General features: G+C 67.6%; 23 protein-coding genes and 1 pseudogene. 12 read left to right on the top strand and 12 right to left on the bottom strand.

All coding sequences use genetic code 11. The features are described from left to right. Positions 1-2: 2 nt before the first annotated feature. Together IBL25_RS04630 and IBL25_RS04625 are read right to left on the bottom strand one after the other, a co-directional pair. Entirely contained in the window at positions 3-968 is a 966-nt protein-coding gene (locus IBL25_RS04630) for an ABC transporter substrate-binding protein (protein WP_187777383.1), read from the bottom strand. A gap of 133 nt (positions 969-1,101) precedes the next feature. Continuing rightward, a complete protein-coding gene (locus IBL25_RS04625) occupies positions 1,102-1,791 on the bottom strand; it encodes an ABC transporter permease (RefSeq protein ID WP_187777382.1) in 690 nt (229 codons plus the stop codon). A gap of 131 nt (positions 1,792-1,922) precedes the next feature. Between IBL25_RS04625 and IBL25_RS04620 the strand changes: the two genes are divergently transcribed. Beyond that, positions 1,923-2,489, top strand: coding sequence for a DUF4347 domain-containing protein (locus IBL25_RS04620; protein ID WP_187777381.1), 567 nt, complete (start codon positions 1,923-1,925; stop codon positions 2,487-2,489). A 71-nt stretch (positions 2,490-2,560) separates the two neighbouring features. Here IBL25_RS04620 and IBL25_RS04615 read toward each other — a convergent pair whose 3' ends face one another. Continuing rightward, complete coding sequence (locus IBL25_RS04615) at positions 2,561-3,490, bottom strand: hypothetical protein (protein WP_202986682.1); 930 nt, start codon at positions 3,488-3,490, stop codon at positions 2,561-2,563. A gap of 192 nt (positions 3,491-3,682) precedes the next feature. Here IBL25_RS04615 and IBL25_RS04610 point away from each other — a divergent pair, with 192 nt between their 5' ends. Next, positions 3,683-4,408 (top strand): FkbM family methyltransferase, encoded by a 726-nt coding sequence (locus IBL25_RS04610; protein WP_187777380.1) that lies wholly within the window; start codon positions 3,683-3,685, stop codon positions 4,406-4,408. Positions 4,409-4,502: 94 nt separating this feature from the next. Here the strand turns inward: IBL25_RS04610 and IBL25_RS04605 are convergent, their stop codons facing one another. Together IBL25_RS04605 and IBL25_RS04600 are read right to left on the bottom strand one after the other, a co-directional pair. Continuing rightward, the gene (locus IBL25_RS04605; RefSeq protein WP_238940215.1) at positions 4,503-5,168 is read right to left on the bottom strand and encodes a hypothetical protein; all 666 of its coding nucleotides are present in this window, start codon (positions 5,166-5,168) and stop codon (positions 4,503-4,505) included. A 119-nt stretch (positions 5,169-5,287) separates the two neighbouring features. Further along, positions 5,288-6,148 (bottom strand): DMT family transporter, encoded by an 861-nt coding sequence (locus IBL25_RS04600; RefSeq protein WP_187777379.1) that lies wholly within the window; start codon positions 6,146-6,148, stop codon positions 5,288-5,290. Between the two features lie 124 nt (positions 6,149-6,272). Here IBL25_RS04600 and IBL25_RS04595 point away from each other — a divergent pair, with 124 nt between their 5' ends. Then, positions 6,273-7,658 (top strand): aminotransferase-like domain-containing protein, encoded by a 1,386-nt coding sequence (locus tag IBL25_RS04595; protein WP_187777378.1) that lies wholly within the window; start codon positions 6,273-6,275, stop codon positions 7,656-7,658. 113 nt (positions 7,659-7,771) lie between these two features. On the opposite strand, the pseudogene IBL25_RS04590 reads toward IBL25_RS04595, so the two are convergent. The 3 genes and pseudogenes from IBL25_RS04590 to IBL25_RS26825 form a co-directional block, all read right to left on the bottom strand. After that, positions 7,772-8,181, bottom strand: a pseudogene (locus tag IBL25_RS04590) (transposase); the annotation flags it as partial. A gap of 36 nt (positions 8,182-8,217) precedes the next feature. Continuing rightward, positions 8,218-9,144 (bottom strand): LysR family transcriptional regulator, encoded by a 927-nt coding sequence (locus IBL25_RS04585; RefSeq protein ID WP_187777376.1) that lies wholly within the window; start codon positions 9,142-9,144, stop codon positions 8,218-8,220. Between the two features lie 595 nt (positions 9,145-9,739). Beyond that, positions 9,740-9,958, bottom strand: coding sequence for a 3-hydroxyacyl-CoA dehydrogenase NAD-binding domain-containing protein (locus IBL25_RS26825; RefSeq protein WP_238940214.1), 219 nt, complete (start codon positions 9,956-9,958; stop codon positions 9,740-9,742). Between the two features lie 253 nt (positions 9,959-10,211). Between IBL25_RS26825 and IBL25_RS04580 the strand changes: the two genes are divergently transcribed. Genes IBL25_RS04580 through IBL25_RS04570 form a run of 3 tightly spaced genes read left to right on the top strand, consistent with a single transcriptional unit; the run spans position 10,212 to position 13,215 of the window. Continuing rightward, positions 10,212-11,426 carry a CaiB/BaiF CoA transferase family protein gene (locus IBL25_RS04580; RefSeq protein ID WP_187777375.1) on the top strand — a complete coding sequence of 405 codons (1,215 nt, stop codon included), beginning with the start codon at positions 10,212-10,214 and terminating at the stop codon, positions 11,424-11,426. 29 nt (positions 11,427-11,455) lie between these two features. Beyond that, on the top strand, positions 11,456-12,241 hold the full coding sequence (locus IBL25_RS04575) for an enoyl-CoA hydratase (protein ID WP_202986681.1): 786 nt from the start codon (positions 11,456-11,458) through the stop codon (positions 12,239-12,241). 2 nt (positions 12,242-12,243) lie between these two features. After that, positions 12,244-13,215: a Bug family tripartite tricarboxylate transporter substrate binding protein gene (locus tag IBL25_RS04570; RefSeq protein WP_187777373.1), complete on the top strand. Its 972-nt coding sequence runs from the start codon at positions 12,244-12,246 to the stop codon at positions 13,213-13,215. A 234-nt stretch (positions 13,216-13,449) separates the two neighbouring features. Here IBL25_RS04570 and IBL25_RS04565 read toward each other — a convergent pair whose 3' ends face one another. Continuing rightward, the gene (locus IBL25_RS04565; RefSeq protein ID WP_187777372.1) at positions 13,450-14,334 is read right to left on the bottom strand and encodes a LysR substrate-binding domain-containing protein; all 885 of its coding nucleotides are present in this window, start codon (positions 14,332-14,334) and stop codon (positions 13,450-13,452) included. 102 nt (positions 14,335-14,436) lie between these two features. Here IBL25_RS04565 and IBL25_RS04560 point away from each other — a divergent pair, with 102 nt between their 5' ends. The 3 genes from IBL25_RS04560 (at position 14,437) to IBL25_RS04550 (ending at position 17,547) form a co-directional block, all read left to right on the top strand. Beyond that, on the top strand, positions 14,437-16,134 hold the full coding sequence (locus tag IBL25_RS04560) for an acyl-CoA dehydrogenase family protein (RefSeq protein WP_187777371.1): 1,698 nt from the start codon (positions 14,437-14,439) through the stop codon (positions 16,132-16,134). Further along, the gene (locus IBL25_RS04555; RefSeq protein ID WP_202986680.1) at positions 16,131-17,096 is read left to right on the top strand and encodes a Bug family tripartite tricarboxylate transporter substrate binding protein; all 966 of its coding nucleotides are present in this window, start codon (positions 16,131-16,133) and stop codon (positions 17,094-17,096) included. Before IBL25_RS04560 ends, IBL25_RS04555 begins: the two co-directional genes overlap by 4 nt. A gap of 334 nt (positions 17,097-17,430) precedes the next feature. Beyond that, positions 17,431-17,547, top strand: coding sequence for an IS66 family transposase (locus IBL25_RS04550; RefSeq protein WP_367615559.1), 117 nt, complete (start codon positions 17,431-17,433; stop codon positions 17,545-17,547). Between the two features lie 329 nt (positions 17,548-17,876). On the opposite strand, the gene IBL25_RS04545 is transcribed toward IBL25_RS04550, so the two are convergent. Beyond that, on the bottom strand, positions 17,877-18,914 hold the full coding sequence (locus IBL25_RS04545; protein WP_187777369.1) for a TniQ family protein: 1,038 nt from the start codon (positions 18,912-18,914) through the stop codon (positions 17,877-17,879). Positions 18,915-19,152: 238 nt separating this feature from the next. On the opposite strand from IBL25_RS04545, the gene IBL25_RS04540 reads away from it, so the two are divergent. The 3 genes from IBL25_RS04540 (at position 19,153) to IBL25_RS26650 (ending at position 24,341) form a co-directional block, all read left to right on the top strand. Next, the gene (locus tag IBL25_RS04540) at positions 19,153-20,691 is read left to right on the top strand and encodes a DEAD/DEAH box helicase (protein WP_187777368.1); all 1,539 of its coding nucleotides are present in this window, start codon (positions 19,153-19,155) and stop codon (positions 20,689-20,691) included. A 1,996-nt stretch (positions 20,692-22,687) separates the two neighbouring features. Further along, the gene (locus tag IBL25_RS26655; RefSeq protein WP_202986679.1) at positions 22,688-23,467 is read left to right on the top strand and encodes a reverse transcriptase family protein; all 780 of its coding nucleotides are present in this window, start codon (positions 22,688-22,690) and stop codon (positions 23,465-23,467) included. A 250-nt stretch (positions 23,468-23,717) separates the two neighbouring features. Further along, the gene (locus tag IBL25_RS26650) at positions 23,718-24,341 is read left to right on the top strand and encodes a S1 family peptidase (RefSeq protein WP_202986678.1); all 624 of its coding nucleotides are present in this window, start codon (positions 23,718-23,720) and stop codon (positions 24,339-24,341) included. Between the two features lie 87 nt (positions 24,342-24,428). On the opposite strand, the gene IBL25_RS04530 is transcribed toward IBL25_RS26650, so the two are convergent. Both IBL25_RS04530 and IBL25_RS04525 read right to left on the bottom strand, forming a co-directional pair. Further along, complete coding sequence (locus tag IBL25_RS04530; RefSeq protein WP_187777367.1) at positions 24,429-25,424, bottom strand: helix-turn-helix domain-containing protein; 996 nt, start codon at positions 25,422-25,424, stop codon at positions 24,429-24,431. Beyond that, positions 25,400-26,176, bottom strand: a complete 777-nt coding sequence (locus IBL25_RS04525) for a TniQ family protein (RefSeq protein WP_187777366.1) — start codon at positions 26,174-26,176, stop codon at positions 25,400-25,402. The genes IBL25_RS04530 and IBL25_RS04525 overlap by 25 nt, the downstream gene beginning before the upstream one ends. Positions 26,177-26,203: the final 27 nt, after the last annotated feature.

The following is a 26,203-nucleotide window of genomic DNA, read 5'->3' as shown; positions in this document are numbered from 1 at the left end:
CTTCAGGCCACGAAACGCGTGTCCAGGAGCTTCGAGAGATCGGGCGCGTTGCGCACCACGCCGCTCTCCTTCAGCACTTCCAGCGCCTTGCCCATGAATTCCTGCAGGCCGCCGGCGACATAGGCCTTGTTCTCCCCCGCATCCTGCCAGTCGATGAACTCGGCGCTGGCCTTGAAGGCCTCAGCGGTCTGATTGACGCGCTTGCCCATGATCTCGAAGGACTTGTCGGGCTCGTTCCTGATCATCTCCAGCGCGGCGTTCCAGCCCTTCACCACGGCGCGCACGGCGGCCTCGTTCTTGGCCACGAAATCCGGCGTGAAGGCCAGGGTATCCACCACGCAGGGGTGGTCGTTGGTGGTGGCCAGGATGCGCCCCTTGTCGGCGGGCATGGAGCGGATGGAGGAGAGATAGGGCTCGTAGGTCGAGCAGCCGTCGAACTGCCCGGCCACGAAGGCCTGGGCCGCGGGCTGCGGCGCCAGGGTGGCGGTCTTCACGTCGCGGATATGGATGCCGTTCTCGCGCAGCATATAGGCCAGCACGAAATAGGGCGTGGTGCCGGCGCCATCGACGGCGAAGGTCTTGCCCTTTACATCCGCCCAGCCACCGATATTGGGGCGCACCGCGATGCCATCGCCGCCCCTGGACTTGTCCAGTACCAGCACCTGTACCAGCGGCATGGTGCTGCCCCAGAGGATCATGGTGTCCACGGTGGTGACGACGCAGTTCAGCGCGCCGGAGGCGAGGGCGAGATTCCGCTCCCGCTGCGGCACGAACTTGGTCTCGACCTCCACGCCGGCGGCCTTGAACAGCCCGGCCTGCTCAGCCAGCGTCAGGGGTGCGAAGCCGGTCCAGCCGGACATGCCGATCGTGATCTTGGGCATGCCCTGGGCACGCGCCACATGCGGAGCGGCGAGGGGCAGGGTCATGGCGCCGGCGGTGGCAGCCAGCAGCAGGCGGCGGTTCATCATGGCAAGACGCTCCGTTCGGGGCCCGGTGGCCCACTTCTGCCGGCGAGCCTAGCTTGCCGCGCAACGATCGGGGAGGGGCCCGGCGGGGAGAAATCACGCCAGGCGGGCGTGCTTTGGCCGCCGTGTGGGCAGCCTATGCCCGCCGGTCGAGCAGCAGCGTCATGGTGCTGACGCCGAGGCACAGCAGCAGCAGCAGCCCGCCCAGCGCCAGGGCCAGCGGCAGGTCGCCCTTCTGAGTTTCCAGCGCGATGGCGGTGGTCATGGTGCGCGTCTCGCCACGGATATTGCCGCCGACGACCAGAATGGCGCCCACTTCCGCGATGGCGCGGCCAAAGGCGGCGAGAAAGACCGTCAGCAAAGGCGGCCGCGCCATGCGGGCCAGTTCCAGCAGGGATTGCCGGAAGCCGGCGCCGTCGATCAGCAGGGCGTCGCGGTGCTCGGCCCAGAAAGGGGCCAGGATGCGGCTGGCCAGGGCGACGACGATGGGCAGGGCCAGCAGGGTCTGCGCCAGCACCATGCCGGCGGGGTGGAAGAGCCAGCCCAGCCCGCCCAGCAGCCCGCTGCGCGAGAGCAGCAGGTAGCAGACCAGCCCCACCACCACCGGCGGCAGGCCCAGCGCGGCATTCGCCAGCAGCAGCAGCAGGTCCCGCCCCGGGAACCTGGACATGACCAGCAGGGCAGCCAGCGGCAGGCCGAGAACGAAGGCCAGGCTTGCCGCCGTGCCGGAGACACGGAGCGAGAGCAGGATCACCTGCCACAGTTCCGCATCGCCGCCGAGGATCAGGCCCAGCGCGAGACCGGCGGCCTGAAGAAGGTCATGCATGGTTCGCCGAATGCCCGTTGCACGCCGTTACCGCAACCCCGGCCGTTCTCCGGGATTGCAGGGGTAGCTGTTGACGATTTGGCAAGGAGAAGAAGCGCATGATGACGAAGACCCAAAATGGGATGCCCATCATGTCGCAAAATACGCAGCTTCTTGTGCTGGACCCACGCCTGGAAGGCTGGGCGAATCTGCTGACCGCCACCGAGCCCGGCGTGGCCGTGCTGGTGCTGGACCCGAAGCGGGACGGACTGACGCAACTGGCGGAGGTGGCCGAGGAACTCGGGCCGCTGCAGGCCATCCATATCGCCGACCACGGCGCTCCCGGCCGGCTGCGCCTGGGCAGCCTGATGCTGGATGCCGAGGCCCTGGCCACGCGCGGTGAGGACCTCGCCCGGCTGCGGGGAGGCATGGCGCCCGGTGGGGCCCTGCTGCTCTGGGGCTGCGAGATCGGCGCCGGGGCGCTGGGCGCCCGCTTCGTGGCGGCGCTGTCCCGCGCGCTGGGGCGCGATGTCGCGGCTTCGGACGACCGTACCGGCCCCCACCGCCTGGGCGGCGACTGGGAGCTGGAAGTGGTCAGCGGCTTGGTGCAGACCAGCCCGGCCCAGGCCGTGGCCCGCACGGCATTGGAAGCCCACCCGGTGCTGCTGACGCCACCTGTTGCCCGGGTGCTGCCCTTCAGCATGGCCGCGCGCCCTTGAAGGGAGCTGTTGCGACAGCAGGATCCTCGGCGGCCCGGTTGCCGGCCGCATCGGCCGCAAGAGACTGCAATTCAGCTGCTCTGCTCAGAAGATGACGCAACGCCGCGCCTGGCCCGACGCGTTTCCCGCGCACGCTCCAGAGATGCGGCCTTGCGGCGTTCCTCCCGTAGCACCTCGATGGTCGGCTGCCACCAGCCGCGCGCCAGCTCGGCCGGGGCAGGCTGTGTCCGTGCGGGCCAGGCCTGGACCAGCTCCGCATGGCTGGGCCTGCGCCCTGAGGCCCAGATCAGCGTGGCCGTCCCGGCGGCGACACCGGGGTAGAAGCGCGCAACGGTCGCGGGCTCGGCAAGTTCGCCGGTGACCGCGTCGAAGACCATGCATCCCATATGGGTCATCAGCACCCGGTTGAGCGGTGGTGGCGCATCCTCGGGCACGGGGTAGCGGTTCCGGCGCCGCTCGGCGGCCTCGGCCCGCCTGTCCGCATGCGCGGGGGTGGCCCTGCGGCTCTCCTCGCGCTTCCGGCGCTCCTCGGGCTCGGCCAGGCGGGCGGCGGTCTCGATGGCGGGCCAGCGCCTGCTCAACGCCTCGAACGACCGGAACGGCACGCGCCAGACCTTCAATGCCGGGTCCCACCGGGCCCAGGGCACTTCTCGCAACGCAGCGATCACGGTCCGGGAATACGGCGTGCGGACCAGAAGTTCATCGGCGAGTTCCAAATAGGGGCTCGTGATCGGTTCAAAGGTGAAGGCGTCGCGGCCGCGCTGATCGGCATAGGCCAGCACGCCGGACCATTCGCGGCCCATCCATTTCGTCAGGCGCTGCTCCGCCCGCGTGCCCGGCACGAACCAGGCTCCCAGGTCCTCGCGCCACCGTGCCTTCGGGAATGCCTCGCGGAAGCGCTCCACGGTCATGCGGTCATAGGGGAAGGTGGCAGTCGCTCCAGGCTTGCCATCGCCAGCATCCTGCTGCGTGGCGCTGAACTCCACCGCCTCGTCAGTCACCGCGCGCTCCCTCCTCGGCAGTGCTTCCTATCGGCATCGCCTGTGCGGGTCCTGGCGATGTTCCGCCAGGGTAATCCTGGGCGACGCCTGCGGTTGACGGCAATCAGTCGTTTGAAGCCTTTCGCTTTGCTTGCCGCTGCCAGGGCCTGTATGGCTGGATCGGGTAAGTTGGTAGCGCGGGGCAGGGGTTCAGTGGACGAGCTGCGTTTCCTGACGGCCTTGCACCGGCCCGGCAGCCTGGTGGATGCCGGCGCGCATGATGGCCTCCTCGCCCTGCCTCTGAGCCGCTTGCCGGGAGCGCATGTACTGGCTTTCGAACCGCTTCCCGCAGCCTTCGCCCGGCTCCGCGCCGCCTGCGCCGGAAGCACGACGGTCACGCCAATCCCGCAGGCGCTGGGTGATGCGCCGGGCCGCCTGACGCTCTCCGTGCCGGTGGTCGAGGGTATCCGGCAGGAGCAGTGGGCGTCCCTGGTCAAGACCTTCGAAGGCTATGGCCAGCATGTCGAAGCAGAGCGGACCCAGGTGCCTGTCGTCACGCTGGACAGTTACTGCCTGAGGGATCTGACAGCGATGAAGGTCGATGCGGAGGGCGCCGAGTACGAAGTCCTCCGCGGCGCCCGTGACACGCTCCGGCGGTGCCGCCCTGTGCTGACACTGGAACTGGAGGAGCGGCACCGGCGGGGATCAACCTGGGCGGTGCCTGCCTTCCTGGATGCGCTGGACTATGCCACCTGCTTCGCCCTGAACGGCCGGTGGTGGCCTGCCTCAGCCCTGAACCACGCGACCATGCAAAGGGCGAGCCCGGACCCTTCGAACTATTCGGCTTCCGACCCGTATATCTTCAACTTCTTCGCCTGGCCGCGGGAGCGGGAGGCGGAGGTTGCCCAATCCTTGCCGGAGGTTCGGCTGGAAGGATAGGCCAGCGGCTTTGCAGCCACTGCCCGCTTTTCAGCTCTGGCTCAGCCAGGATTTCGCCATCCCGGGGGCCAGATGCTGCTGCGTCACTGCCGGCCTAGGAATCTGCCTGACGTATCGCCTCAAGATTCAGTTCGCCCCTCGCGCCCCACCCCGTCACGTCGGCCGGTACCTCCGGCCTGAAGCGTTCATAGAGCCTGAACCCGATCCGGTTCAGCTCCTCGGGGTCGTGACGAGCCGCCAGTTCCTCCATCGCAGCCCTGACCGCGGGCAGATGCTGGCCGAAGGCCCGGCTGACATAGGCCTTGATCGGTGCCGCAGGGGCGGGCTTGCCGCCACCGGCATCCGCCAGCACCTCGCCATCGGCATCGTGGACCAGAGGCACTTCCTTGCCCAGGAGGCGGATGGCTTCCCTTGGTTTGAGGGAGGTGGTGTCGTCCCGATGCTCCGCATCCTCGGCCAGTCCCAGGCGCCGGGCTTTGGCTCGCGCCGCCGTGCCTGCCACATAGCTGGCGAGGCTCAGCGCCGTGTCCGGAGGATGCCCCAGGCGCTCAGCGACCACGGCGGCCCAGAGGGTCAGAACCGGCGCCCGATTCACCCGGATGCGGCCGGATGTTGAACTCGTGGTCATGTTGGTTCCCTCGCGGCCCTGCGTGACCCTAGGAACGGATGACCCACCCCTGCGTTGTCCCGCGATGGCATCCACAGGAGATGCCATGCCGAAAGCCAGTGACGAAGAAGGCACGCCGCTGGCTTGGCGCATCCCCCCCAGGCTGCCGACACCAATGGCCGCGCCACGGGCATGCTTCCGCAAAGTAGCAGCTTCCTGGCTCCGAGGCGGCTGCCTCTGCGGGCCTTATGGAACCAGGCGCTTGTAATTCGTCAGGCGGACCGCTTGGCGCCCGCGACGCAGAGGACGACGAGCCCTGTGGTGGCGACCATGGGCCAGGACACAACCTCGCGCAGCAGCAGGGCGGACAGGACCAGGCTGATGAACGGCTGCAGGAGCTGGAGTTGCCCGACACGGGCGATGCCACCCAAGGCGAGGCCGCGATACCAGAAGATGAAGCCCACCAGCATGCTGAACACAGAGACATAGGCGAAGCCCAGCCAGGCGGAGCCGCTGATGGCTGCCCAGGACAGGGGAAGCGTGGCGAGAGCAAAGAGCGCCATCGGCGGCAGCGAGAGCAGCAAGGCCCAGGAGATGACCTGCCAGCCGCCAAGGCGCCGGGACAAGACGGCACCCTCAGCATAGCCGAGGCCGCACAACAGCACGGCCGCGAGCATGGCAAGGTCGCCGCCCAGCGCGCCGGCACCGCCATTGACCAGGGCGAAGCCAGCGACCGCCGCCGCCCCGATTCCCGAGAAGACCCAGAATACCGGCCGCGGTCGCTCCCCTCCGCGCAGGACACCGAACAGCGCCGTCGCCAGCGGCAGGAGGCCGATGAAGACAACGGAGCGCGCCGCGCTGATATGCTGGAGCGCCAGGGCCGTCAGCAGCGGGAAGCCGACCACCACCCCGATCGCGACGGGTACCAGAGCCACCAGGTCGGCACGCGTGGGCAGCTTCGGCCGGAGCACGGCCAGGATGCCGGCGGCCAGGATGGCCGCGATCACGGCCCGCCCTGATGTCAGAAACAGGGGCGAGAAATCAGCGACGGCAAGGCGCGTTGCCGGAAGCGACCCGCTGAAGATCACCATCCCCATCAGGCCGTGAAACCAGCCCTCCACCGAACGATCCATCACAACTCTCCTCGGCGGCATCCTTTGGAGAACCGGCCGTCTCGTGCCAGAGACAGTTCAGGCACAATGGGAGCAAACTGTGCTGGTGTGTTCGGCAGCACAGTTGCCGTGCCAAGGGGGCGACATGCATGCGACGCGCACAGGCGAGGTGATGGCCGCCATCCGGGCGAAGCTCACGAGCCGCGCCCTCGTGACCGGGGACCGCCTGCCTTCGATCCGGCGTTTCGCGGCCACCATGGGGGTCGCTCCCTCCACGGTCGTCGAAGCCTATGACAGGCTGGCGGGCGAGGGCCTCATCCGGTCGCGCCGTGGCTCTGGCTTCTACGTGACGGGAACGGGCCTGCCTCCCATGGCCCTGGCCGGGGCACCGAGCGACCGGGCTGTTGATCCGTTCTGGGTATCGCGGCAATCGCTCGATGCCGATCCTGCTACCCTGAAGCCCGGCTGTGGCTGGCTGCCAGCGGACTGGATGCCCCATGGCGCGCTGCGGCGCGGTTTCCGGGCCCTGGCGCGCGCCGGGGACGCCATCCTCACGGATTACGGCCAGACCCGCGGCTCGCTGGCCCTGCGCCGCCTCCTGGCCGGGCGCTTCGCGGGGGAGGGCCTGGACGTGGCCCCCGAGCAGCTTCTGCTGGTGACCTCCGGCACGCAGGCCATCGACCTGATCTGCCGCTTCCTGCTCCGGGCAGGCGATACAGTCCTGGTTGACGATCCCTGCTACTTCAATTTCCAGGCCCTGCTCCGGGCGCATCAGGCCCGGGTCGTGACCGTGCCCTACACGCAATCCGGGCCGGACCTGGATGCTTTCGCGGCGGTGCTGCGGGAGGAAAGGCCGCGCCTCTACATCACGAACTCGGCGCTGCATAACCCGACCGGCGCCACGCTCGCCGCCCGCACGGCGCACCACCTCCTGACCATGGCGGCGGCGCACGACCTGACAATCGTCGAGGACGATATCTTCGCGGATTTCGAGCCGGAGCCATCTCCGCGCCTGGCGGTGCTGGACGGCCTTCATCGGGTTGTCCGGATCGGGAGCTTTTCCAAGACCCTCTCGGCCTCGATCCGCTGCGGCTACATCGCCGCCCGCGCCGAGTGGGTCGAAGGGCTGGTCGATCTGCAGATCGCCACGGGCTTCGGTGGGCCGAGCCCCGTCGCCGCCGAGGTCATTGCCGGTGTTCTGTCCGGCGGAAGCTACCGCAGGCACATGGACGACCTGCGCCAGCGGCTCACGCGCGCGCGGCGCGAGACCGCCCGCCGGCTGGAGCCTCTCGGCATCCGGCCCTGGCTGATGCCGCGCGGCGGTTTCTACCTGTGGTGCCAGCTTCCCGAAGGCCAGGATTCAGCGACCCTGGCACGAGCCGCCGTGACCGAGGGCGTTGTGCTGGCGCCCGGCAACGTTTTCAGTGCTTCAGGCAGCGCGTCGGGGTTCCTGCGCTTCAACGTCGCCCAGGCCGCCGATCCCCGGATCTACAAAGTTCTGGAGGGGGCGATGACAACGAGCCAGGCATGAGGCGGTCAGCCCTGGCCTGAACCTCGGCAGGCCAACATGCACGCGATCCGGCGGCTTCGGCGGCAGAGCATTCAGCATCAGCGCCGCGCGCCTGCGATCGTTCATCTGGCCTTGAGTGGGCGGCCTTGCCCGTCTGAGGCCACGTGCAGTTTGGAATTCCGGCCACCCTTGGTGCGTCCGATACGGCGCGGAGCAGCCCCTTTTTGAGCAGGCTGGCTGCTGTGCGGTGGGCCTTGAGGTGCGTGGCGTCGATCATCAGCCGGTCTGGCTGCCCTTTGCGTCCGGCCAGCCCCACGAAGATGCGGTTGAAGACGCCCATGCGGCTCCCGCGGACCAAGCGGTTGTAGAGGGTCTTGTGTGGGCTGTACTCGGCAGGCGCATCGCGCCAGCGCAGCCCGTTGCAGATGACGTGGATGATGACACTGACGACGCGTTGGTCGTCGACCCGTGGCACGCCATGCGAAGGCGGGAAGTAGGGCGTCATCCGCTCGATCTGATTCGTGAGCCAGAACAGGTCAGCCATGGCAGCACTTCCAGCCGCCATGGAATTACAGCAGGATCAAAGCGCAAGAGGCCCGTTGATAGGCCCTGAGCCTGGGCTGGCGTAACGCGTCAGATGGTTGCGGAGGGCGCGAACAAAGGGCGGTTCTCGGGCTATGTCCCGGGTCACGAGCTTGAGCGAGCGATGAGCCCAGCTATCTGAGAGATCCAGCGCAACGCAGCGCCCAGCACCATCGGCCTTGGCATAGATGCTTTGGGGAACGAGTGCGATTCCAACACCCGCCGCGACGAAATCCAGAACCGCATCGAAGCTATGAACGTGTATGCGAACTCGAAGGTGGTGTCCGAGTCGCGAAGCCGTGCTTTGCAGGAACTGGAAATTGCTGCTGGTGCGGTTCATGCAGACAAAGTCGTACGGGAGGCCATCCAAAAGCCTCATCTCGCCTGAACCGGCCAGGGCATGACCCCTGGGCACAGCGAGGATCAAGCGATCTTCGGCGTATGGCGTGGCATGCAGTGGGCCCGACTCAATGCTTCCGGCAACTACGCCGAGGTCAGCTGAGCCATCATGGACCGCCAGTACGATGTCCTCGCTATTCTGCTCCTCCAATTCGATGTTCACCTGGGGGTGCTCAGCGAGAAAGGTAGAGAGTGCCAAGGAGAGATGGCTGTTCAATGAACTGCTGTTCGCCAGGAGCCTGATGCTGCCCCGCATTCCCTTCGCGAAGGACGACATCTCCCCATGCATCACCTCAAGATCGGACAGAACTTGGGTCACGTGGCGGAGAAGAGCCTGACCAGCCGGGGTTAGGTCCATCCCGCGAGGAGTGCGGCGAAACAGCTGTGTCCCGGCTGTATGCTCCAGGTTCTTCAGGCGATAGCTTGCCGACCCTGCCGAAAGAGCGACCTTGTTGGCACCGAGTGAGAGGCTGGATAGCTCGGCGATTGCGCGGAACAGCTTGAGATCAGTCAAGTCGTAACGCATCGCAATCCCTCCCGGCACAAGCCATAGTCACGCCAGGGGAACATGACAGAAAGCAGAAGCACGGGCCAGATTGGCGCCAGGCGCTGAAGCGTACGCCTTCGTCTGCCAAGCGCCGCGGCAGAGCCGAGGGCCGCCAGTGCTCACCCTGCTGCCCCTGGAGTGCCGTGATCCGAGCCAGCACCTGGGGCAGGCCCAGGCTATCAGCCTCGAAGATCGGGCCTCCTCTAGAAGCCAGCAAGCCGTAGCCGTCCACGTAGACCAGATCGATGTCAAAAGCCCGCTGCGCCACGCCATCCTGTAGAATGAAGGCGCCTCGTTGACAAAGGCCAGGACGCAACGCTCCACGATCCTGGCACCGGAAATAGTGCGGCGCGTAATACAGACCTCGCGGGAACAATCTGCAACCAGAGTATCCATCCCGGGATCCGGAATGAGAGTGCGGCTCCCGTTCTCATACCGATAGAACCCCGCGCGGTCTTCTGGCCGAACCGCTCCATCTTACAAATGCGGTTGGCCCAGCCTTGCATGGCAGCGTTAACCTGCGCCAGCCCAGCCCCGTCCTTGAGCAGGAACCACGCCTCCCGTCGGTAGGCGGTCAGATGCGGTTACCGGCGAAGCCCTCACACACGCCCACGAGCACCGGGATCTTCCCGATGCGCTGGCCTACCTCCAGGAGGCGCATGACATTGGCAGGGCTGAAGAAGTGCAGGCCGACCACGTGCCCGGCCGCGCTGACGAGGAGGATGTGCCCGTCGGCAGGCCTGTGCGACGTACTCCGTGCCGACTTGTCAGGCGGCGCCGGGCCGGTTCTCAACGACGGAGGAGTGGCGCGGAGACTTGCTCAGCTCGGTGCCAACCACGCGGCTGGCCACGTCCGTCATGCCGCCAGGAGCGAAGGCCACCACGACAGTAATCGGCCTGTCCGGGTAGGGCCGGGCCGCCGACGAAGGCCGCGATCCCTTTGGCCCAGGCCAACTCTCACTTTGGCTCTTTGGCATGGCCTGCCCGGAGCTGGCGCGCCAAACCATCGGGGAGAAGATAAGCAGGGTACGGGAGCGAGCGTCGCAGTGAATGTGGCACTGAAGGGCATCAAGGTTCTCGATCTTTCTCGGATCCTCGCCGGTCCATGGTGCACCCAGAACTTGGCCGATCTCGGAGCGGAGGTCACCAAGGTCGAGGGGCCGGGTCCCGGCGACGACACGCGGGGATGGGGGCCGCCTTACCTCATCAATGAGCGGCAGGAGCGGCTCTCCGGGTACTTCCTGTCCTGCAACCGTGGCAAGCGGTCCATCGTGGTGGACTTCTCCTGCCCCGAGGGGCAGGAAGTCGTCCGGAGCCTCGCCGCTCGAGCGGACGTTGTCGTGGAGAACTTCAAGGCGGGCTCGCTGCGCAAGTACGGCCTTGGCGCGGATGAACTGAGGGCGCTCAATCCGAAGCTGATTTACCTGTCCATCACTGGCTTCGGTCAGGACGGGCCCTTGGCGTCCCGCCCGGGCTACGACTACGTCTTCCAAGGGATGGCCGGGCTGATGAGCTACACCGGCGTCCCCGATGGCCAGCCAGGCGCCGGTCCGCTGCGCACCGGCGTCGCCATCAACGACCTCATGACCGGCATGTACGCCACCACCGCCGTGCTGGCGGCGTTGATCGAGCGCGGGCGCGACGGCGTCGGGCGGCACATCGACATGGCCCTGCTGGACGTGGCGGTCGCACTGAACGCGAACCAGAACATGAACTACCTGCTCTCCGGCAAGTCACCGCCCCGCAGCGGCAACGCGCATCCGAACTGCGCCCCATACGAGGTCTTCCCGTGCCGGGACGGCCACCTGATCCTCGCCATCGGCAATGACGCGCAGTTCGAGCGGTTCTGCCAGGTCGCGGGCCGCAAGGAGCTGGCCCGGGACGAACGCTTCCGCCTCAACTCGGGCCGCATCGAGAACCTGCCCATGTTGCGACAGGAGGTGACGTCGATCCTCCGAGAACGCGACCGGGACGAATGGGGAGCAGCCTTCGAGGCCAACGGCGTCCCCTGGGGACCCATCCGTGCCCTCGACGAGGTTTTCGCTGACGAGCAGGTGCGGCACCGGCAGATGCTGCACACCGTCCAGCATCCAAGCTTCGGCGGCATTCCCCAGGTCCGCAACCCGATGCTGACCGGCGACGAGGCTGCCCGTGCGGCGCCGCCCCCGGTCCTGGGCGAACACACGGATGCGGTGCTGGGGGAGATCGGGCTCACGGCGGCCGAGATCGGCAAGCTGCGCGCGCTGGGCGCGGTGGCATGAGAAAGACTTCCAAGGGAGACGAAACGAAGATGCTCAACGAGCACTGTTCCGTGGAGCGGATCGCCGACGGCGTCCTGCGCCTCACCATCACCAACGCCGGGAAGGCGAACATCCTTTCCACGCCGGTGATCCTGGCCCTCACCGAAGGCATCCGTGAACTTGCACAGGATTCCACGCTGCGCGCCCTCGTGTTGGCCAGTTGCGGTGACCGCAGCTTTATCGGTGGCGCCGACATCGGCGAGATGGCGCGGCTGGACCCAAGGAGTGGGGAGCAGTTCATTCGCAAGTTAAGCGAGCTCTGTGAGGCGGTGCGGCGCTTCCCCGCCCCGGTGGTGGCGCGCATCCAGGGTTGGTGCCTCGGTGGCGGACTGGAGCTCGCCATGTCCTGCGACATGCGGGTGGCGGCGCCTTCCGCCCAGTTCGCCATGCCGGAAGTGAAGGTCGGTATCCCGTCCGTTATCCATGCCGCCCTCATGCCGCGCCTCATCGGCATGGCGCGGGCCCGCCGCATGATCCTGACGGGCGCCACCATCGACGCCGCCACCGCGCTGCAGTGGGGCCTGGTGGACGCCGTCGCCGGGGAGGATGGGCTGGATTCGGCCGTGCTCCGGGAGGTGGCCCCTATCCTGGAGTGCGGGCCCGCCGTCATCACGGCGCAGAAGGCGTTAATGAGGGAGTGGGACGAACTGCCTCTCTCCGGCGCGATCGAGGTCAGCGTCTCGGCATTCGGGCAGGCCTTCAACACCGGTGAGCCCCAGCGGGCCATGCAGGCATTCCTGGACGAGAAGGCAAAGCGCCGCATGGAGGCCGTCTGACCATGGCACCGTTGTCTCGGCGCCAGGCGCTTCTGGCGGTTCCGGCGCTTATCGCCTCGCTCGCAGGGGCCCGGAGCGCCCGCGCGGACTGGCCGGACCGGACCGTCCGCTTGGTTGTGCCCTTCACGCCTGGGAGCGTCACGGACGTGGTGGCGCGGATCGTCGCTGACACGCTGTCGCAAGTCGTGGGCAAAGCGATTGTCGTGGACAACAAACCGGGTGGCAGCGGGGTTGTGGGCACCATGGCGGTTGCCGGTGCCCCGCCGGACGGCAGTACGCTCCTGATGGTCACACCGACGACTGCCGCCCTCAACCCGCATCTCCTGCGGCGCCTGCCCTACGATCCAATCAAGGATTTCGTGCCGATCGGCCAGATCTGCGAGTGCCCTTACTTGCTGGTGATCGATCCCTCGCTCCCGGCGCATACCTTGCCAGAGTTCTTGGAGCTCGCGCGCAAGCGTGGCGACCTCACCTACAGCTACGGGAACAACAGTGCGCAGATCGCGGCCGCCGTCCTGGCCAAGGAGACCGGCGTGGATCTGCTCGGAATCCCGTATCGCGGCGGCCCCGAAGCACTCACCGACGTGATGACCGGCCGGGTGAGCGCCACCTTCACAGACTTCAGCAATGGGTTGACGCAGGCCCGCGACGGCAAGGTCAGAGCGATCGGCGTCACCTCGCGCGAGCCATACGGCCTCGCTCCTGAGGTGCCTGCCATTGCCACGGCCGTGCCGGGCTTCGAGATGAACATCTGGTTCGGCCTCTCCGGCCCGACAGGCCTGCCAACCGATCTGGGAGGGAAGATCGGCAAGGCCTTGCAGGCTGCCCTCGCTCAGCCGATTCTTCAAAAACGCCTGGCGGAGCAGGGCTTCCAGGTGGCTGGCGGAACGGCACAGCAATGGTCGACGCTGCTGAATGCTGAGTTGCAGCGGTGGGGTGGCTTCGTGCGCACCGCAGGCATCGAGCCGCAATGACCTGCACCCCCACCGTAAGCTCGGTCCGGCGCTGATCTTCGGCTGCAACACCCCGACCGGTTCGGGCGGCTGCATGGAAGCACTCAGGTGCTACCTTCAAGATTCGCTGGCCTCGCTTAGGATTCCGGCGGGGAGCGTAGCTTACGGCTGCGTGCGCACCCTGGCACTGTGCTGACAGGAACAGGCGAGTTCAAGAACTCGCCTGCGCGGCGCCGGAAGAATGAAGGACCGATGTCAGTGTTGCCACGAGGGCGTTGCAGCCTCCTCCAGCAGCCAGTCACGGAGTGCCCTAAGTTCCGGCTCGGCTTGGCGGCTGCCCTCATGCAAGAGGGTGAAAGCCCGGGTGGTTGGCCGAAGGAAAGGGTGTGGCACCGCAACCCGGCCCGTCGCAACATCCGCGCCGGCCAGTGACCGGATGGCCAGGGCCACCCCCAGCCCCTCGGCGGCCGCGTCGATGGCGAGGGCGATGCTTTCGAAGAACAGCCCGGCATGGGGATCACGACCTCCAATCCCGGCCGCCGACAGCCAGCGGGCCCAGTCTTCCGGCCGCTGGCGCGAATGCAGCAAGGTCACGCGCCGCCAGTCAAAGCCCTCAGCCAGGGCCGGTGAGCAGACCGGCATCATCTCGATGGGCACCAGCCTCTGCATCGCAAGGCCCGGACGAGGCCGCCCATCGGTCACGGCGATGGCCGCGTCGAAGCGGCCTGGCACCATGGCGGCCGGGTCGGCGCATGTCTGCAGGTCGATCTCCAGATCCGGATGCCGCTCCCGCAGCCGATGCCATCGTGGGATCAGCCAGCGGCTGGCGAAAAGCGCATAAACCCCAAGGGTCAGCCGCCTTGCCCCGGTGGGCCTTAGGCTATTCACCCCGGCCACGAGGCGGTCGAACGCTTCCCCGGCAGCTTCGAGGAGCGTCTCGCCAGCAGGCGTGAGCGTAAGCCCCGTAGCGCCGCGCAGGAACAAGCTGGTGCCAAGTTCCTGCTCCAGCTGGCGCACCCCGCGGCTGACGGCGCCGGGCGTGATGGCCAGCTCGTTCGCAGCCCGGGTCACGCTCAGGTGGCGCGCGGCCGCCTCGAAGCTCCGCAGTGCGGCCAGGGAGGGAAGGCGCCGGTAGCTCATGGGCGTTGAGCCTAGCTCAACGCCCCATCCAAAGAAATCGATTGGCAGAGCTTCCCCGAAGCGGCGAGCCTCCCCCGCAGAAAAAGACCGCGGAGGAAGCGCATGCATATCCGTCCCCCAGGACCGCCCTCGGGCGCGGCCGCCATTCCCGACAGCCAGGGACTGAACCTGTACCGCGCGGACCCTGAGCTGGCCCGGCTGGCGAGCCTCTACCTGCCGCCCGATCTGGCGGCGCACCTGGCGCCGCATCTGGACCGGCTCGGACAGCTGGCAGGCGGCGAGCTGGACTCCCTGGCTCACCAGGCCGACCGCAACCCGCCGCAGTTGCGGCACCGGACGCGCCGCGGCGAGGATCTGCAATCGATCGATTTCCATCCGGCCTACCGGAGCATGGAGCGGCTGGCCTTCGGAGAGTTCGGCCTGGCCGCCTTGTCGCATCGCGGCGGCGTGCTGGGCTGGGAAGCGCCCATGCCTCCGGCGGCCAAGTACCTGCTGACCTACCTCTTCGTGCAGGCGGAGTTCGGGCTCTGCTGCCCCGTCAGCATGACCGACAGCCTCACCCGCACCCTGCGCAAATTTGGCGACCCGGCCCTGGTGGGCCGCTACCTGCCTGCGCTGACCAGCCAGGACCTGGACGCGCTGAATCAGGGCGCGATGTTCATGACCGAGCAGGGCGCTGGCTCGGACATCGCCGCTACGGTGGTGACGGCCTCGCCGCGCGAGGATGGCAGCTGGTCGCTCTCCGGCGACAAGTGGTTCTGCTCCAACCCCGATGCCGGGCTCGCCATGGTGCTGGCGCGGCGTGAAGGCGGCCCGCCGGGGCTGAAGGGCGTCTCGCTATTCCTTTTGCCGCGCCAGCTTCCGGACGGGACGCCGAACCACCACCGCATCGTGCGGCTGAAGGACAAGCTGGGTACCCGTTCCATGGCCTCGGGCGAGGTGACGATGAACGGCGCCATCGCCTGGCTGGTGGGCGATCCGGAGGCGGGCTTCCGGCAAATGGCCGACATGGTGAACAACTCACGCCTCTCCAACGGTGTCCGCGCCGCGGGCATGATGCGGCGGGCAACCACCGAGGCGCTGTTCATCGCGCATCGCCGCCTGGCCTTCGGCAAGCGTTTGGTTGAGATGCCGCTGATGCAGCGCCAACTGGCCAAGATGCTGGTGCCGACCGAGCAGGCCCGCAGCATGGTCTTCCAGACCGCCGAGGCGCTGCGCCGCGCCGATGCGGGAGAGGAGGGGGCCTGTGCCCTGCTGCGTATCCTGACCCCGCTGCTGAAGTTCCGCGCCTGCCGGGATGCCCGCAGGGTTACCGGCGATGCGATGGAGGTGCGCGGCGGCTGCGGCTACATCGAGGAATGGTCGGACGCCCGGCTGCTGCGCGACAGCCATCTCGGCAGCATCTGGGAGGGCACCAGCAACATCGTGGCGCTTGACGTGCTGCGCGCCGCTGCCCGGGAAGGCTCCCTGCCGGTGCTGCGGTCCCATATCCAGGGTCTGCTTGGCAACGGCGCCGCCCTGCCTGAGTTGAACTCCGCCCTGGAGCGTGCCTTGGCCCTGGTGGAGAGGGCACAGCTTGATCCGGCACAGGCCCGGCAGGCGGCCTCGGCGCTGTACCACCTGACCTCGGCGGCGGCCATGGCCTGGGAGGCGGCACGCCTCGGCGCGCCGCGGCGGCTGGCCCTGGCCCGGCTGGTGCTGCGGCACCGCGTGCTGCCGCGCGACCCGCTGGAGCCCGAGGAGACCGATCTGCGGGACCTGCTGGAAGATCCCGGCATCGGGCAGGGAGAGGTCGCATGAAGATGACCCGGCGTTCCATCCTGGCCATCGCCGCGGCGGGCGGCCTGGCCCGGCCCGCTCTGGCGCAGTCTGGCGGCAGGCCGGTGCTGCTGATCGTGCCCTTCGCACCCGGCGGGCCTACCGACCTGATCGCCCGGCGTCTCGCCCTCGGCTTGGGTAAGCCATTGGGGCAGGTCGTCGTGGTCGAGAACCGGCCCGGCGCCGGTGGTAATATTGGCGCCGAGTTCGTCGCCCGCAGCGCGCCGGATGGGCAGACCATCCTCTTTGGCACCTCCGGCCCCTTGGCCATCAACCGGATGCTGTACCCGGATCAGGCTTATGATCCCGTCAAGGATTTCGCGCCGATTGCACCGCTGGGACGTATTCCCAACGTCCTGACGGTGAATGCCAAGGTTCCGGCGCGCAGCGTGCCCGAGCTGGTGGCGCTGGCGAAGAAGGAGAGGCTGTCCTTTGGCTCCTCCGGCAATGGCGCCTCCTCGCATCTGGCCGGAGCGTTGTTCAACCGGATGGCGGGCACCACAATCGAGCACATCCCGTACAAGGGCACTGGTCCGGCACTGAACGACCTGCTGGCCGGGCATGTCGCCATGGTCTTCACCGATGTGCTGACGGCCCTGCCGCACATCCAGGGCGGGCGCCTGCATGGGCTGGGCGTGACCACGCTGGAACGCTCGGCCGTGCTGCCCGATCTGCCAACCGTCGCGGAGCAAGGGCTGCCCGGCTACGACGCGTCGGTCTTCTTCGGGCTGACGGTAGCCGCGGCGACGCCGGAGCCCACCCAGGCAAGGCTGCGTAGCGCCCTCGCGAGCGCGGTCGGCCAGCCGGAGGTTCGTCAGTTCCTGGACAGTCAAGGAATGCAGGTGGCAGCTGACTTGACCGGCGCAGCCCTTACCACCGTCATGACGGAAGAGAGCAGCCGCTGGGCTCGTGTGATCAAAGAGGCGAACGTGCGGGCAGATTGACCCTGTGATGATTTGCCGCCCGTCGGCCTGTCATTGTCGGCGGGGCTGCCGTCGTTCGGGTTCGAGGCTTCCTATAAAGGAGTGAGGCGCTGCGAGCGGACCGCCATGCGTCCGTGGACGATCTATCTGGCGGCTGGCTGAACCGAAACCCCGCGTGCCTCCGCCGAGTCAGCGTCTTCTCTCGGCTGCCTTGCGGCGCGGGGTGGTGTTGGGCTGGCCTGCGGAACTGTTGGGTGTGGTAGGTGTCCGTTGCCGCCCTTACGCGTAGGATAGGGGCGTTGCCGGACGGTTCACGGACTGAGGTGGTCAGCGTCATGCAGCGGCGCCGTTGCGGGTGCGGATCGCGCGGCTGCGGCACGAGCAGTTCGGCCGCTCCTCTGAACGGCTGACGGGCGAGGTGGAGCAACTGGAGCTGCGGCTTGACGAGGTACTCGCCGACGAATCAGTGTAACCGCGCTCCTATAGAGAGACTCGGCCAGCCCTAAGTCCTTGTTCCGCACCCACGGAGCCTTCAGGTTCCTTGGACAGGCAGGCGAGAAAGAACGGACTGGCCGAGTGTTCGTGCGCCATTTCCAAGACTAGCATTTCTTCTTGAGTTTCCAGTGATTTACGGAACCGACAAACGTGCTTGCTGCCATGCCGGCCGACGCAGCCTGGAGCAGTCACCGGCGCCAGCTTTTGCAGCGGCTCCGCTTCAAGTCCCGGTGGTCACGTAGCGAGGGTGGGCCAATCTTCCCCGGCAGGCGGGCGGCATCGTCACGAACACAAGCCGCCGCCAGTTCACTCCTCGCCGTCGGAGCGTATGGCCGCCGCCCGGGCCTTCCGCTTGTCGTGCCACGATACGTATCCAGGCAGTGCCCGCGTCGCCCGCCTGTACTCCGCCACCGCCCTCCGGATCTCCTTTCCGCCACCACCCGACACATGGGTCACCCAGCGTACGACCGGCGTGGTCACGCGTCGTGTCGCTTCCCCCACATCTGTGACATGGTGTCGCCGAAGGTGGTCCAGGACGGCGGGGAACCCGGTTGGCCAGTTGCCCACCGCTGCCAAGGCGCGCGCTAGCGACTCGTGCGGCGGCACGTCGTAGTCTCCGAGCCGCTCGAAGGCGAAGGGCTGGCGGCGCGGGCGGGTCGCGACTGCGTCGAGCCCAAGACGGACCAGGAACTCGACGGCCCGGCCCGGCGTCATATTCTGGAACGGCGGCCGCGCGAGCGCCTCGGCACCCTCGGACGCGAACCGCGGGTCGCCCAGCATGCCTTGGACGCAGGCGGTGGCGTGGGCCTGCTCGAGCGTGACTGGCGCCGCCCGAATCCTTCTCAGGTCGCCGCCCGCCGCGCAGCCGCACCAAGCCACATCGTCTCCTTTCCAGCTGAGCGGGAGCTTGCATGCAAGGCAGGTGTCCACAAGCGCCGCGCGATGGATCGGGCAGGCGGAGACGAAGGACAGATCCCAGACGGCGAGATGCCGCCCGAACTCAGCCAAGCATTCAGGGCAGACCTTGCGCCCGGCGCCCGATCGCCAGTCCAAGGCACTGACGGGGAGCCTGCGGTTCCAGAACAGGACGTGCGAGTTGTCTGGGTCGCCACGCCAGAGCGGCAACAAGGATTTGAGGGGAACCTGAGCCTCCCGGGCAAGCCGTTCCACCACATCGCGCCGCACCCGGGTTGCGAGACGGGCCCAGCCGAGGCGGATCGCCAAGGCATGGGGCGGTTCCGTCCGGCGCCTGCGAGCGAGCCGGAAGACGTAGCTCTGGAGGCTCTCGTCTGGGGAGGGCTCGAGGCCGAGGCTATGCGGCCGTGGCTCGTCCTGGGCAGGCATGCGTGGCTGAGGTGGTGGCGGCATGGAGCCGGAGTCTACAGGGCAGAGGCGCCTGCAGTCGATCGGCGGGTGAGGAAGATACCGGCACCCGTCCCCTGTATCCGCACACCCAGTGGCTGCTGGCACAGCGACAGCGATGCCGAGGGTGATCAATTCTAAGTAGAAAACGAGGATGAGCTTGGGCATCCTTTCGGCTGCTGGCGGCCCATCCTGGGCGCGGTCGCGCGCGGGGTCCTCGATGGCTGAGCTGAAGATTGGCGACCGGTTGAAGCTGCCGCCCCAGTACGCCGTAGACGAGCAGGTTGCCGGGAACCCCATCCGCCAGCTGCTCCACCTGCCCCGGAACGCCACGGTCGCCGCCCGCCGCCTGAACGCCCCGGGGGCGCCGGACGGCCTCGCCCTAGACATCGAGGGGAGCGGGTCCACCCTGCTGCTCGAGCGGAAGCCCAAGGGGGATGAAGGATTCGAGCAGGTTCTGGTGTGCAGGCCCGGCAGCCTGTCCGCTGACCCGGGGGCGCTGTCCGAAGAGCTCGACGCGGCTTGGACCAAGGTCAGCACGGCCGCCGCGGCTTGGCAGGCCCCGGGCGGGGCGGCGGCTGCCGCGAGGAGTTCGTGGGCGGATGCGTTCACCTTCCGCGAGGAAACCCGGGACGCGAGACGGGAGTTGCTGGCGCAAGGATTGCGGCCACCGCAGGTCGGTGCCCTGTACGCGGCCCTGGCTCACTGGCGGGGAATCGGGGATCCGGCCACCGTGGTCATGCCGACAGACACCGGGAAGACCGAGACCATGCTCGCGATCATGGCGCGCGAGAGGATGAACCGGCTCCTGGTGGTCGTGCCCAGCACCGCGCTCAGGCGGCAGATCGCGGAGAAGTTCAAAACCTTCGGGCTGCTGCGCACCCTCGGCGTCCTGGCTGAGAGCGCCCAGTATCCGGTCGTGGGCACCCTCAAGCACAGGCCCCGCACCGTCGAGGAGGCGGAGAAGCTCTTTCTCCGCTGCAACGTGGTGGTCGCGAACATGCAGGTGCTGCAGGGGTGCGAACCCGAGGTGCAGGAGCGCATCGCGCAGCTCTGCGGCGTCCTGTTCATCGACGAGGCGCACCACGCGCCCGCGCCGACCTGGGACGCCTTTCGCAAGCTGTTCCTGGCGCAGTCCCGCAATAGGCTACTGAGCTTCACGGCGACGCCGTTCCGGAACGACGGCAAACTGGTGGAGGGGCGGGTCATCTTCAGCTACCCGCTGTCGAAGGCGCAGGCCGACGGCTATTTCGTCCCGATCAACCTGAGGAGCGTGATGGCTTGGGACCGGCCGTCCGCGGATGAGGCGATCGCCGCCGCCGCCATCGAGCAGCTTGAGGCCGACATCGGTGCCGGGTACCGCCACGTCGTCATGGCGCGGACCGAGGACATCGAACGCGCAAAGGAGGTCATCCAGGTCTACGAGGCGCTGGCGCCGGAGCACGGGCCCACCCTGGTCCACAGCAGGATGCCGGAGGCCGAGCGCATCGAGGCGCTGGCGCGGCTGCGCGAAGGGAAAGCGCGGGTCATCGTGTGCGTGAACATGCTCGGGAGGGGTTCGACTACCCCAACCTCAAGATCGCGGCCATCCACGCCCCCCACAAGAGCCTCGCCATCACGCTCCAGTTCACCGGCCGCTTCACCCGCGCGCACAAGGAACTGGGGCGGGCGACGGTGGTCGCCAATGTCGCCAGCCCTGACATGGAGGACCGGCTGCGGGACCTCTACGCCGAGGACGCCGATTGGAACCGGCTGCTGACCGAGTTGAGCTCCGGGGCAGTCGGGCGCCACACGCGCCGTTCCGAGTTCCTCGACGGCTTCACGGGCCCAGAGTCGCCCATCGCGCTGCAGAACGTCTTTCCCAAGATGAGCGCCGTGGTCTACCGAACCCGATGCGCGGCATGGTCGCCGGGCCGGGCTGAGGAGGCCCTCCGCAAGCGGGCCCGCATCCATGCGGGACCGATGGTCAATGCGGGGCGTCGCACCCTGGTTTTCGTCACCCAGGAGCAGGAGGCGGTGCCCTGGGGCGCCGTGAAGGAGGTCTCCAACACGGTCTGGCACCTGTACCTGCTGCACTGGGATCAGGACCGCGGCCTGCTGTTCATCAACAGCTCCGACAATGCCACGCTACACGAGGGCCTGGCGAAGGCGGTTTGCGGCGACGACGTCGCCGTCATCAGCGGCGACCGCGTGTTCCGTTGCCTGCACGGCATCAACCGGCTGCTTTTGATGAACCTCGGCCTGAACCACACCATCGGCCGGGCGGTGAGGTTCTCGATGCATTCCGGCTCCGACGCCGCCCGCGCCGTGACCGAGGCGACGATCGGCAACAGGATCAGGTCGAACCTGTTCGGCGTCGGGTACGAGGCTGGTAGCAAGGTGACGGTCGGGTACTCCCGCAAGGGCAGGCTGTGGTCCTACCTCGTGGCCCACGACATGTCCGAATGGGTGGCTTGGTGCCGCCACGTCGGCGCAAAGCTGCTCGACGACACGATCCAGCCGGATGACATCTTCCGTCGGGCCATGGTGCCGACCGAGGTGACGGAGCGGCCGCGGCTCGTGCCCATGTTCATCGAGTGGGACCAAAAGCTGCTCAAGAGGCCGGAGCACCTCGTCACCATCGAGATCGGCGACGCATCCGCGCAGCTGTTCGATGTTGAGCTCGGCCCGGCGGAGCGCACGGACAGCGGCCCGCTGAAGCTCCGGGTGACTGTGGCCGTCGGCGACGACTCCAGATCCGCCGATTTCGAGTTCCGGTTCGGGGCGAACGGCGTCCGCTACGTTCCGGCGGGCGGCCCACCGGCCTACATCAACGTCGGCGGCAGGCGCACGCCGCTCGGCGACTGGCTGGCGGACAACTCGCCCTGGGTCCACTTCGCGAATGGCGCGGTGCTGCTCGCCAACGAGTTGTTCTCTCCCCAGGGCATGGCCACGCGCATCCCGTACTCCCGCGAGCGGATCGCCGCGTGGGACTGGACGGGCACCGACATCCGCAAGGAGTCGCAGAAGGCGCAGAAGCGCCCCGACTCCGTGCAGCATAAGGTGATCCGGCACCTGCTCGCGCAGACGGGGGACGAGGCTTTCGACATCGTCTTCGACGACGACGATGCGGGTGAGGCCGCCGACGTGGTTGCCATCAGGGACACGCCCGACCGCATCGTCGTGCACCTCTACCACTGCAAGTACTCCGAAGGGGCTAAGCCGGGTGCGAGGCTCGACGACCTGTACGTGGTTTGTGGGCAGGCGCAGAAGTGCGTTCGCTGGCGGGACGATGCCGAGGCGCTGTTCCGCCACCTGCAGTCACGCGAGGGCAAGCGCCTGGCACGCGCGGCCCCGAGCCGGTTCGAGCGGGGGGACATGGCCGCCCTGCGGAAGCTGGAGGGCAGGCTCCGCAGCGCCGAGCGCGAGTTCGCCGTGTTCATCGTGCAGCCGGGGCTGTCGCGGGCATTGGCCGAAGGCGAGCACCTGGAGCTTCTGGCGGCGACGGAAACCTACCTGGCGGAGACGTCCGGGCTGTCGCTGGGCGTCATAGCAAGCCATTAGCTGCGCATCGAGGCCTGCTTCGTAGGCGAGCTTGACAGCTTCAGCAGGCAATCTAGGAAACCCTCAGGTCTAGGCTTGGCCAGCGGTGGCTAACTTGTCGCGGACACCTCATCCGGCTAACCCGAGTAGATGGCGCGCGATTCGTCTGGTAAGCACGCGGAGACGAGGTATCCCCTCGCATACGCGCTGTAGCAACTGCGGCGTAAGAGTTAATGTCTGCACATGTCGTGCGCGCCACGTCCTATGCGACATCCTGGCGTGACTGGAAGGGAGACCTCGTGCTCGGGTCCGGATTTGGTGCCTTCGCTGTTAAGGCCTCCCCGCTTCCCGAACTGTCCAGCGAAGCGGCGCTTCTCGAATACCTCAGCATGTCGGACAACGAGTTGAGGAAAATCTGGTGGTTCCGCAGGCGCATGTACAAGCGCTTCGACATCGCCAAAGGGAAGGGCAAGACCAGGGTCATCCATGCACCCAACGAGCGCCTCAAGCATCTGCAGAGGCGCATCGCCCTGCTGCTCGACCAGCTCTACCGCGTGCGGAACCCGGTCCACGGCTTCGTTCAAGCGAGGTCGGTGAAGACGAACGCGCAGGCACACCTGCGAAGGCGTTTTCTGCTCAACCTCGATCTCGCAGACTTTTTTCCTTCGATCACCGAGAACAGGGTCGCCGGTGTCCTCCGTTTCCTTGGCATCAGCGAACGCGTGGCGGACATCATCACGCGGCTTTGCTGCCATAGCGGCCACTTGCCACAGGGCGCGCCGACCAGCCCCGTGCTCTCGAACATGATTTACTTCCGCATGGACAAGGAGTTGATGGCCGTCGCGAAGGGAGCACGCTGCATCTACACGCGCTACGCCGACGACATCACCTTCTCGAGCCATCAGCCGATGACGGCGCTGTTCGAAGGTCCGGTGCCGCCTACGGGGCAGTTCTCGCCCGACCTTCTGGCTTCCGACTTCCACCTCGCCTCGTCAGCAATGGTTTTGGTCTGAACCCGTCCAAGGCGCACTACGCCGACCGGCATTCGCGGAAGGCCGTCACGGGCCTGAAGGTCAATGAACTGCTCAACGTTGACCGCCGGTACGTCCGGAACCTTCGGGCAGCGCTCCACTCCGTGGAGACGCTGGGCTTCAAGGACGCGCAGAAGAAGTTCGTGGATGAGCATGGTGGCAGGTCCAACCTCGTCGCGCACTTGAGGGCAAGATCTCTTGGCTCCGTTATATCAGGGGCCAGACCGACCCTATGTTCCGCTCCGTTGCATTGCGGTTCAACAAGAGCTTCCCGGATCGCACGATTGCCGTTGTGCCCACGTCGGCCGAATTGCGTGATAGATCGGTTTGGATCCTCGACAACGTCTATAACGAACAAGGCGACGAACTCCAGGGCACCGCTTTCTTCCTGAAGGACGTCGGGCTGGTCACGGCTGCCCACTGCGTAGAGAGCGCGAAGGAAGTCGAAGTGTTCCACCCGAGCAAGCGGGCCAACATGTTCACTGCCACGGTGATGAAGGTCGATGTTGACCGCGACCTCGCCATCCTCAGCCATAGCATACCACAAACGGAGTTCTTCGAGCTTGAAATGTCACCGCGTCCGGCTGCGACCGGAGATGCGACGGTGGCAGTCGGCTACCCGGGGTTCCGGCCTGGGGACAGCCTCAATGTCAGGGAAGGTAAGGTTCAATCCCTCGCCGTCAGGCCCGAGAAAAGGCTCATCGAAGTTTCGCAGAAGCTGACCCAGGGCATGTCCGGCGGTCCTCTTCTCGACAGCGCCAGCGGCGTCATCGGGGTCATCCACAAAGGTGGGCCGGGTGAAGGTCGCGACTTCGCCGTGAACATCAGTGCTCTGGTCGCCTGGCTGGCTGAGTAGGCCACCAGCACAGGCGATGCCGGATAACTCCGTATCCTGCGAGGATGGCCAGCCCTCCCAAAGCATGCGCGCAGTGCTTCAGGGCTGTCACTGACCGCCTACGAGTTCCTCCCTCGTGAAGAACGCCTGCCGCCCGCCGTCCACCCCCGGCCCGGTGACCGGCAGCACCCCCGCCGCCGCCAGGTCCGCCGCCAGCTTCCGCGGCGACGTGCCCCGCTCGCGCGCCAGCTCGGCGCCGGAGACGAACTCCGTCCGGAAGCGGTCGAACTCGGCGGCCGTGATGGCGCCGCCCTCGGTTCGGAGCAGGCCGCGCCGGATCAGGTGCGCCACCACCTCGCGCTTGAGGCCGAGCAGCCCGGCGGCGACGTGGCCGCTGACCGGTCTTCGCTCCAGCGCCATCGCCGCCTGCCGCAACGCCGCCCGGTCGAACCGCAGCCGCTTGAGGCCGACGGCGGCAGGGTCCAGGACGGCCACCGGCAGCCGCCCCTCGAGCACGAGCCGGACGAAGGCGGCCAACTCGACGCGGCGCCGCTGCATCGTGCCCGCCGCCACCTCGAAGTCGACGAGTCCTTTCGCCTCGCCGGTGTCGGCCGAGGCGCCTGCCGCCATGCGCTCCGGTAGCCCCTCGACGTCGGGGCGCCGGAACGCCCAGCGGCCCCAGCCGTCGTCGGCGGCGCGGTGGACTGGCTCCAGCACGCCGCCCTCGACCAGGCGCCGTACCCGCGACCGTGACACGCCCAAGGCCGCCGAAGTCTCGTCCAGCGTCAGCGTGTTGCGAAGCTGGGCCGCCATTCCTTCCACCTCTGCGCGGTCGAACACCGCCGGGATGCCGCGTCCCACGCCGTCGGGCGTGGGCAGCAGGCCCGCCTTCGCCATCCGTTTGGCCGTCTCCACGGATCTGCCGACCATGCGCGCCACGTCCTTCCAGACCACGCCGTCGCTGTGGACGCCCAGCAGCAGCGAACGATGCGCCCGGCGCCCGAGGACGAGGTCGCTGGCAAGGAATTGACGTGTCGCCTCGGCCAGGGCGTCGCGGAAGGGGCCAGCCTCAAGCATCGTCAGCCAGCCGTAGTAGGCGCCCAATGCCTTGCTGGCGCCGAAGCGGCCCGCGCCGTCTCAAGGAAACGTTGCAGGGGTCCGGGCCAGCCCTCGACCGCGCGCAGGCCCTCGGCGATGACGCGGGCGACGGCGTCCGGTCCCGACGCCACCAGGGTCTCGATGCGTCTTTCCTTGCGCCAGCCGGTCAGGAACATGCCGGTGACCATGACGAGGCGCACGAGGTCGGCGGGGCCCACGGCCGAAAGTGCGTGGGGTAGCCATGGAACCGCCTCGCCGGTGGCCAGCGCCAGCACCCGCGCGTTCGCCTCCGTCTCGGCGGCGTCGACCGGGCTTCTGACGAGCGTGCGCAGGTCGGTGCCGCAGGCGCAGCGAACGATCTCGGTGCCGTTCCAGCCCAGGCCCCGGCACCGAGGTCTGTGGCATCTATCCACGAGGCGCATGCTATGGCGGGGGCAGGCGGTGACCAGGGCGCAGTCCCAGGCGACCAGATGGACCGGCACCTGAGCCAGGCAGGCCGGGCAGGCGCGACGCCGGGAGAGGTCGATGAACTCGCGATGCAGTTCGCCGCCGAGGAAGCGGTGGTGGCTGGCCTGCCGCGCTTCCGCAGGCGGCGTGCCCCACCTATCGCTACTTCTGCGGCCCGAAGCGTATCGACTGGATCGGCGGCGGAAGACGAGGCAGATTCCTTGGTGATGCCGCCGCGAATATCTAATCGCAAGGCGCTGCTGCCGGAGCGCTCGCCCATGATCGTCTTTCCCGACACCAACGCAGCACATCCTGTCCCAGGCAGTCCAGCCTCGCCT

The organism is Pseudoroseomonas ludipueritiae (assembly GCF_014490445.1).
Lineage (GTDB): Bacteria > Pseudomonadota > Alphaproteobacteria > Acetobacterales > Acetobacteraceae > Pseudoroseomonas > Pseudoroseomonas ludipueritiae.
The sequence above is the reverse complement of the archived record's forward strand: the minus strand, read 5'-3'. Positions and strand labels throughout refer to the sequence as shown.

Excerpts from the sequence above, each read along its gene's own strand:
- IBL25_RS04630 (WP_187777383.1), bottom strand. The coding sequence starts at position 968 with ATGATGAACCGCCGCCTGCTGCTGGCTGCCACCGCCGGCGCCATGACC.
- IBL25_RS04625 (WP_187777382.1), bottom strand. The coding sequence starts at position 1,791 with ATGCATGACCTTCTTCAGGCCGCCGGTCTCGCGCTGGGCCTGATCCTC.
- IBL25_RS04620 (WP_187777381.1), top strand. The coding sequence starts at position 1,923 with ATGTCGCAAAATACGCAGCTTCTTGTGCTGGACCCACGCCTGGAAGGC.
- IBL25_RS04605 (WP_238940215.1), bottom strand. The coding sequence starts at position 5,168 with ATGCGCCAAGCCAGCGGCGTGCCTTCTTCGTCACTGGCTTTCGGCATG.
- IBL25_RS04600 (WP_187777379.1), bottom strand. The coding sequence starts at position 6,148 with ATGGATCGTTCGGTGGAGGGCTGGTTTCACGGCCTGATGGGGATGGTG.
- IBL25_RS04595 (WP_187777378.1), top strand. The coding sequence starts at position 6,273 with ATGCATGCGACGCGCACAGGCGAGGTGATGGCCGCCATCCGGGCGAAG.
- IBL25_RS04585 (WP_187777376.1), bottom strand. The coding sequence starts at position 9,144 with ATGCGTTACGACTTGACTGATCTCAAGCTGTTCCGCGCAATCGCCGAG.
- IBL25_RS04575 (WP_202986681.1), top strand. The coding sequence starts at position 11,456 with ATGCTCAACGAGCACTGTTCCGTGGAGCGGATCGCCGACGGCGTCCTG.
- IBL25_RS04570 (WP_187777373.1), top strand. The coding sequence starts at position 12,244 with ATGGCACCGTTGTCTCGGCGCCAGGCGCTTCTGGCGGTTCCGGCGCTT.
- IBL25_RS04565 (WP_187777372.1), bottom strand. The coding sequence starts at position 14,334 with ATGAGCTACCGGCGCCTTCCCTCCCTGGCCGCACTGCGGAGCTTCGAG.
- IBL25_RS04560 (WP_187777371.1), top strand. The coding sequence starts at position 14,437 with ATGCATATCCGTCCCCCAGGACCGCCCTCGGGCGCGGCCGCCATTCCC.
- IBL25_RS04555 (WP_202986680.1), top strand. The coding sequence starts at position 16,131 with ATGAAGATGACCCGGCGTTCCATCCTGGCCATCGCCGCGGCGGGCGGC.
- IBL25_RS04545 (WP_187777369.1), bottom strand. The coding sequence starts at position 18,914 with ATGCCTGCCCAGGACGAGCCACGGCCGCATAGCCTCGGCCTCGAGCCC.
- IBL25_RS04540 (WP_187777368.1), top strand. The coding sequence starts at position 19,153 with ATGGCTGAGCTGAAGATTGGCGACCGGTTGAAGCTGCCGCCCCAGTAC.
- IBL25_RS26655 (WP_202986679.1), top strand. The coding sequence starts at position 22,688 with ATGTCTGCACATGTCGTGCGCGCCACGTCCTATGCGACATCCTGGCGT.
- IBL25_RS26650 (WP_202986678.1), top strand. The coding sequence starts at position 23,718 with ATGTTCCGCTCCGTTGCATTGCGGTTCAACAAGAGCTTCCCGGATCGC.
- IBL25_RS04525 (WP_187777366.1), bottom strand. The coding sequence starts at position 26,176 with ATGTGCTGCGTTGGTGTCGGGAAAGACGATCATGGGCGAGCGCTCCGG.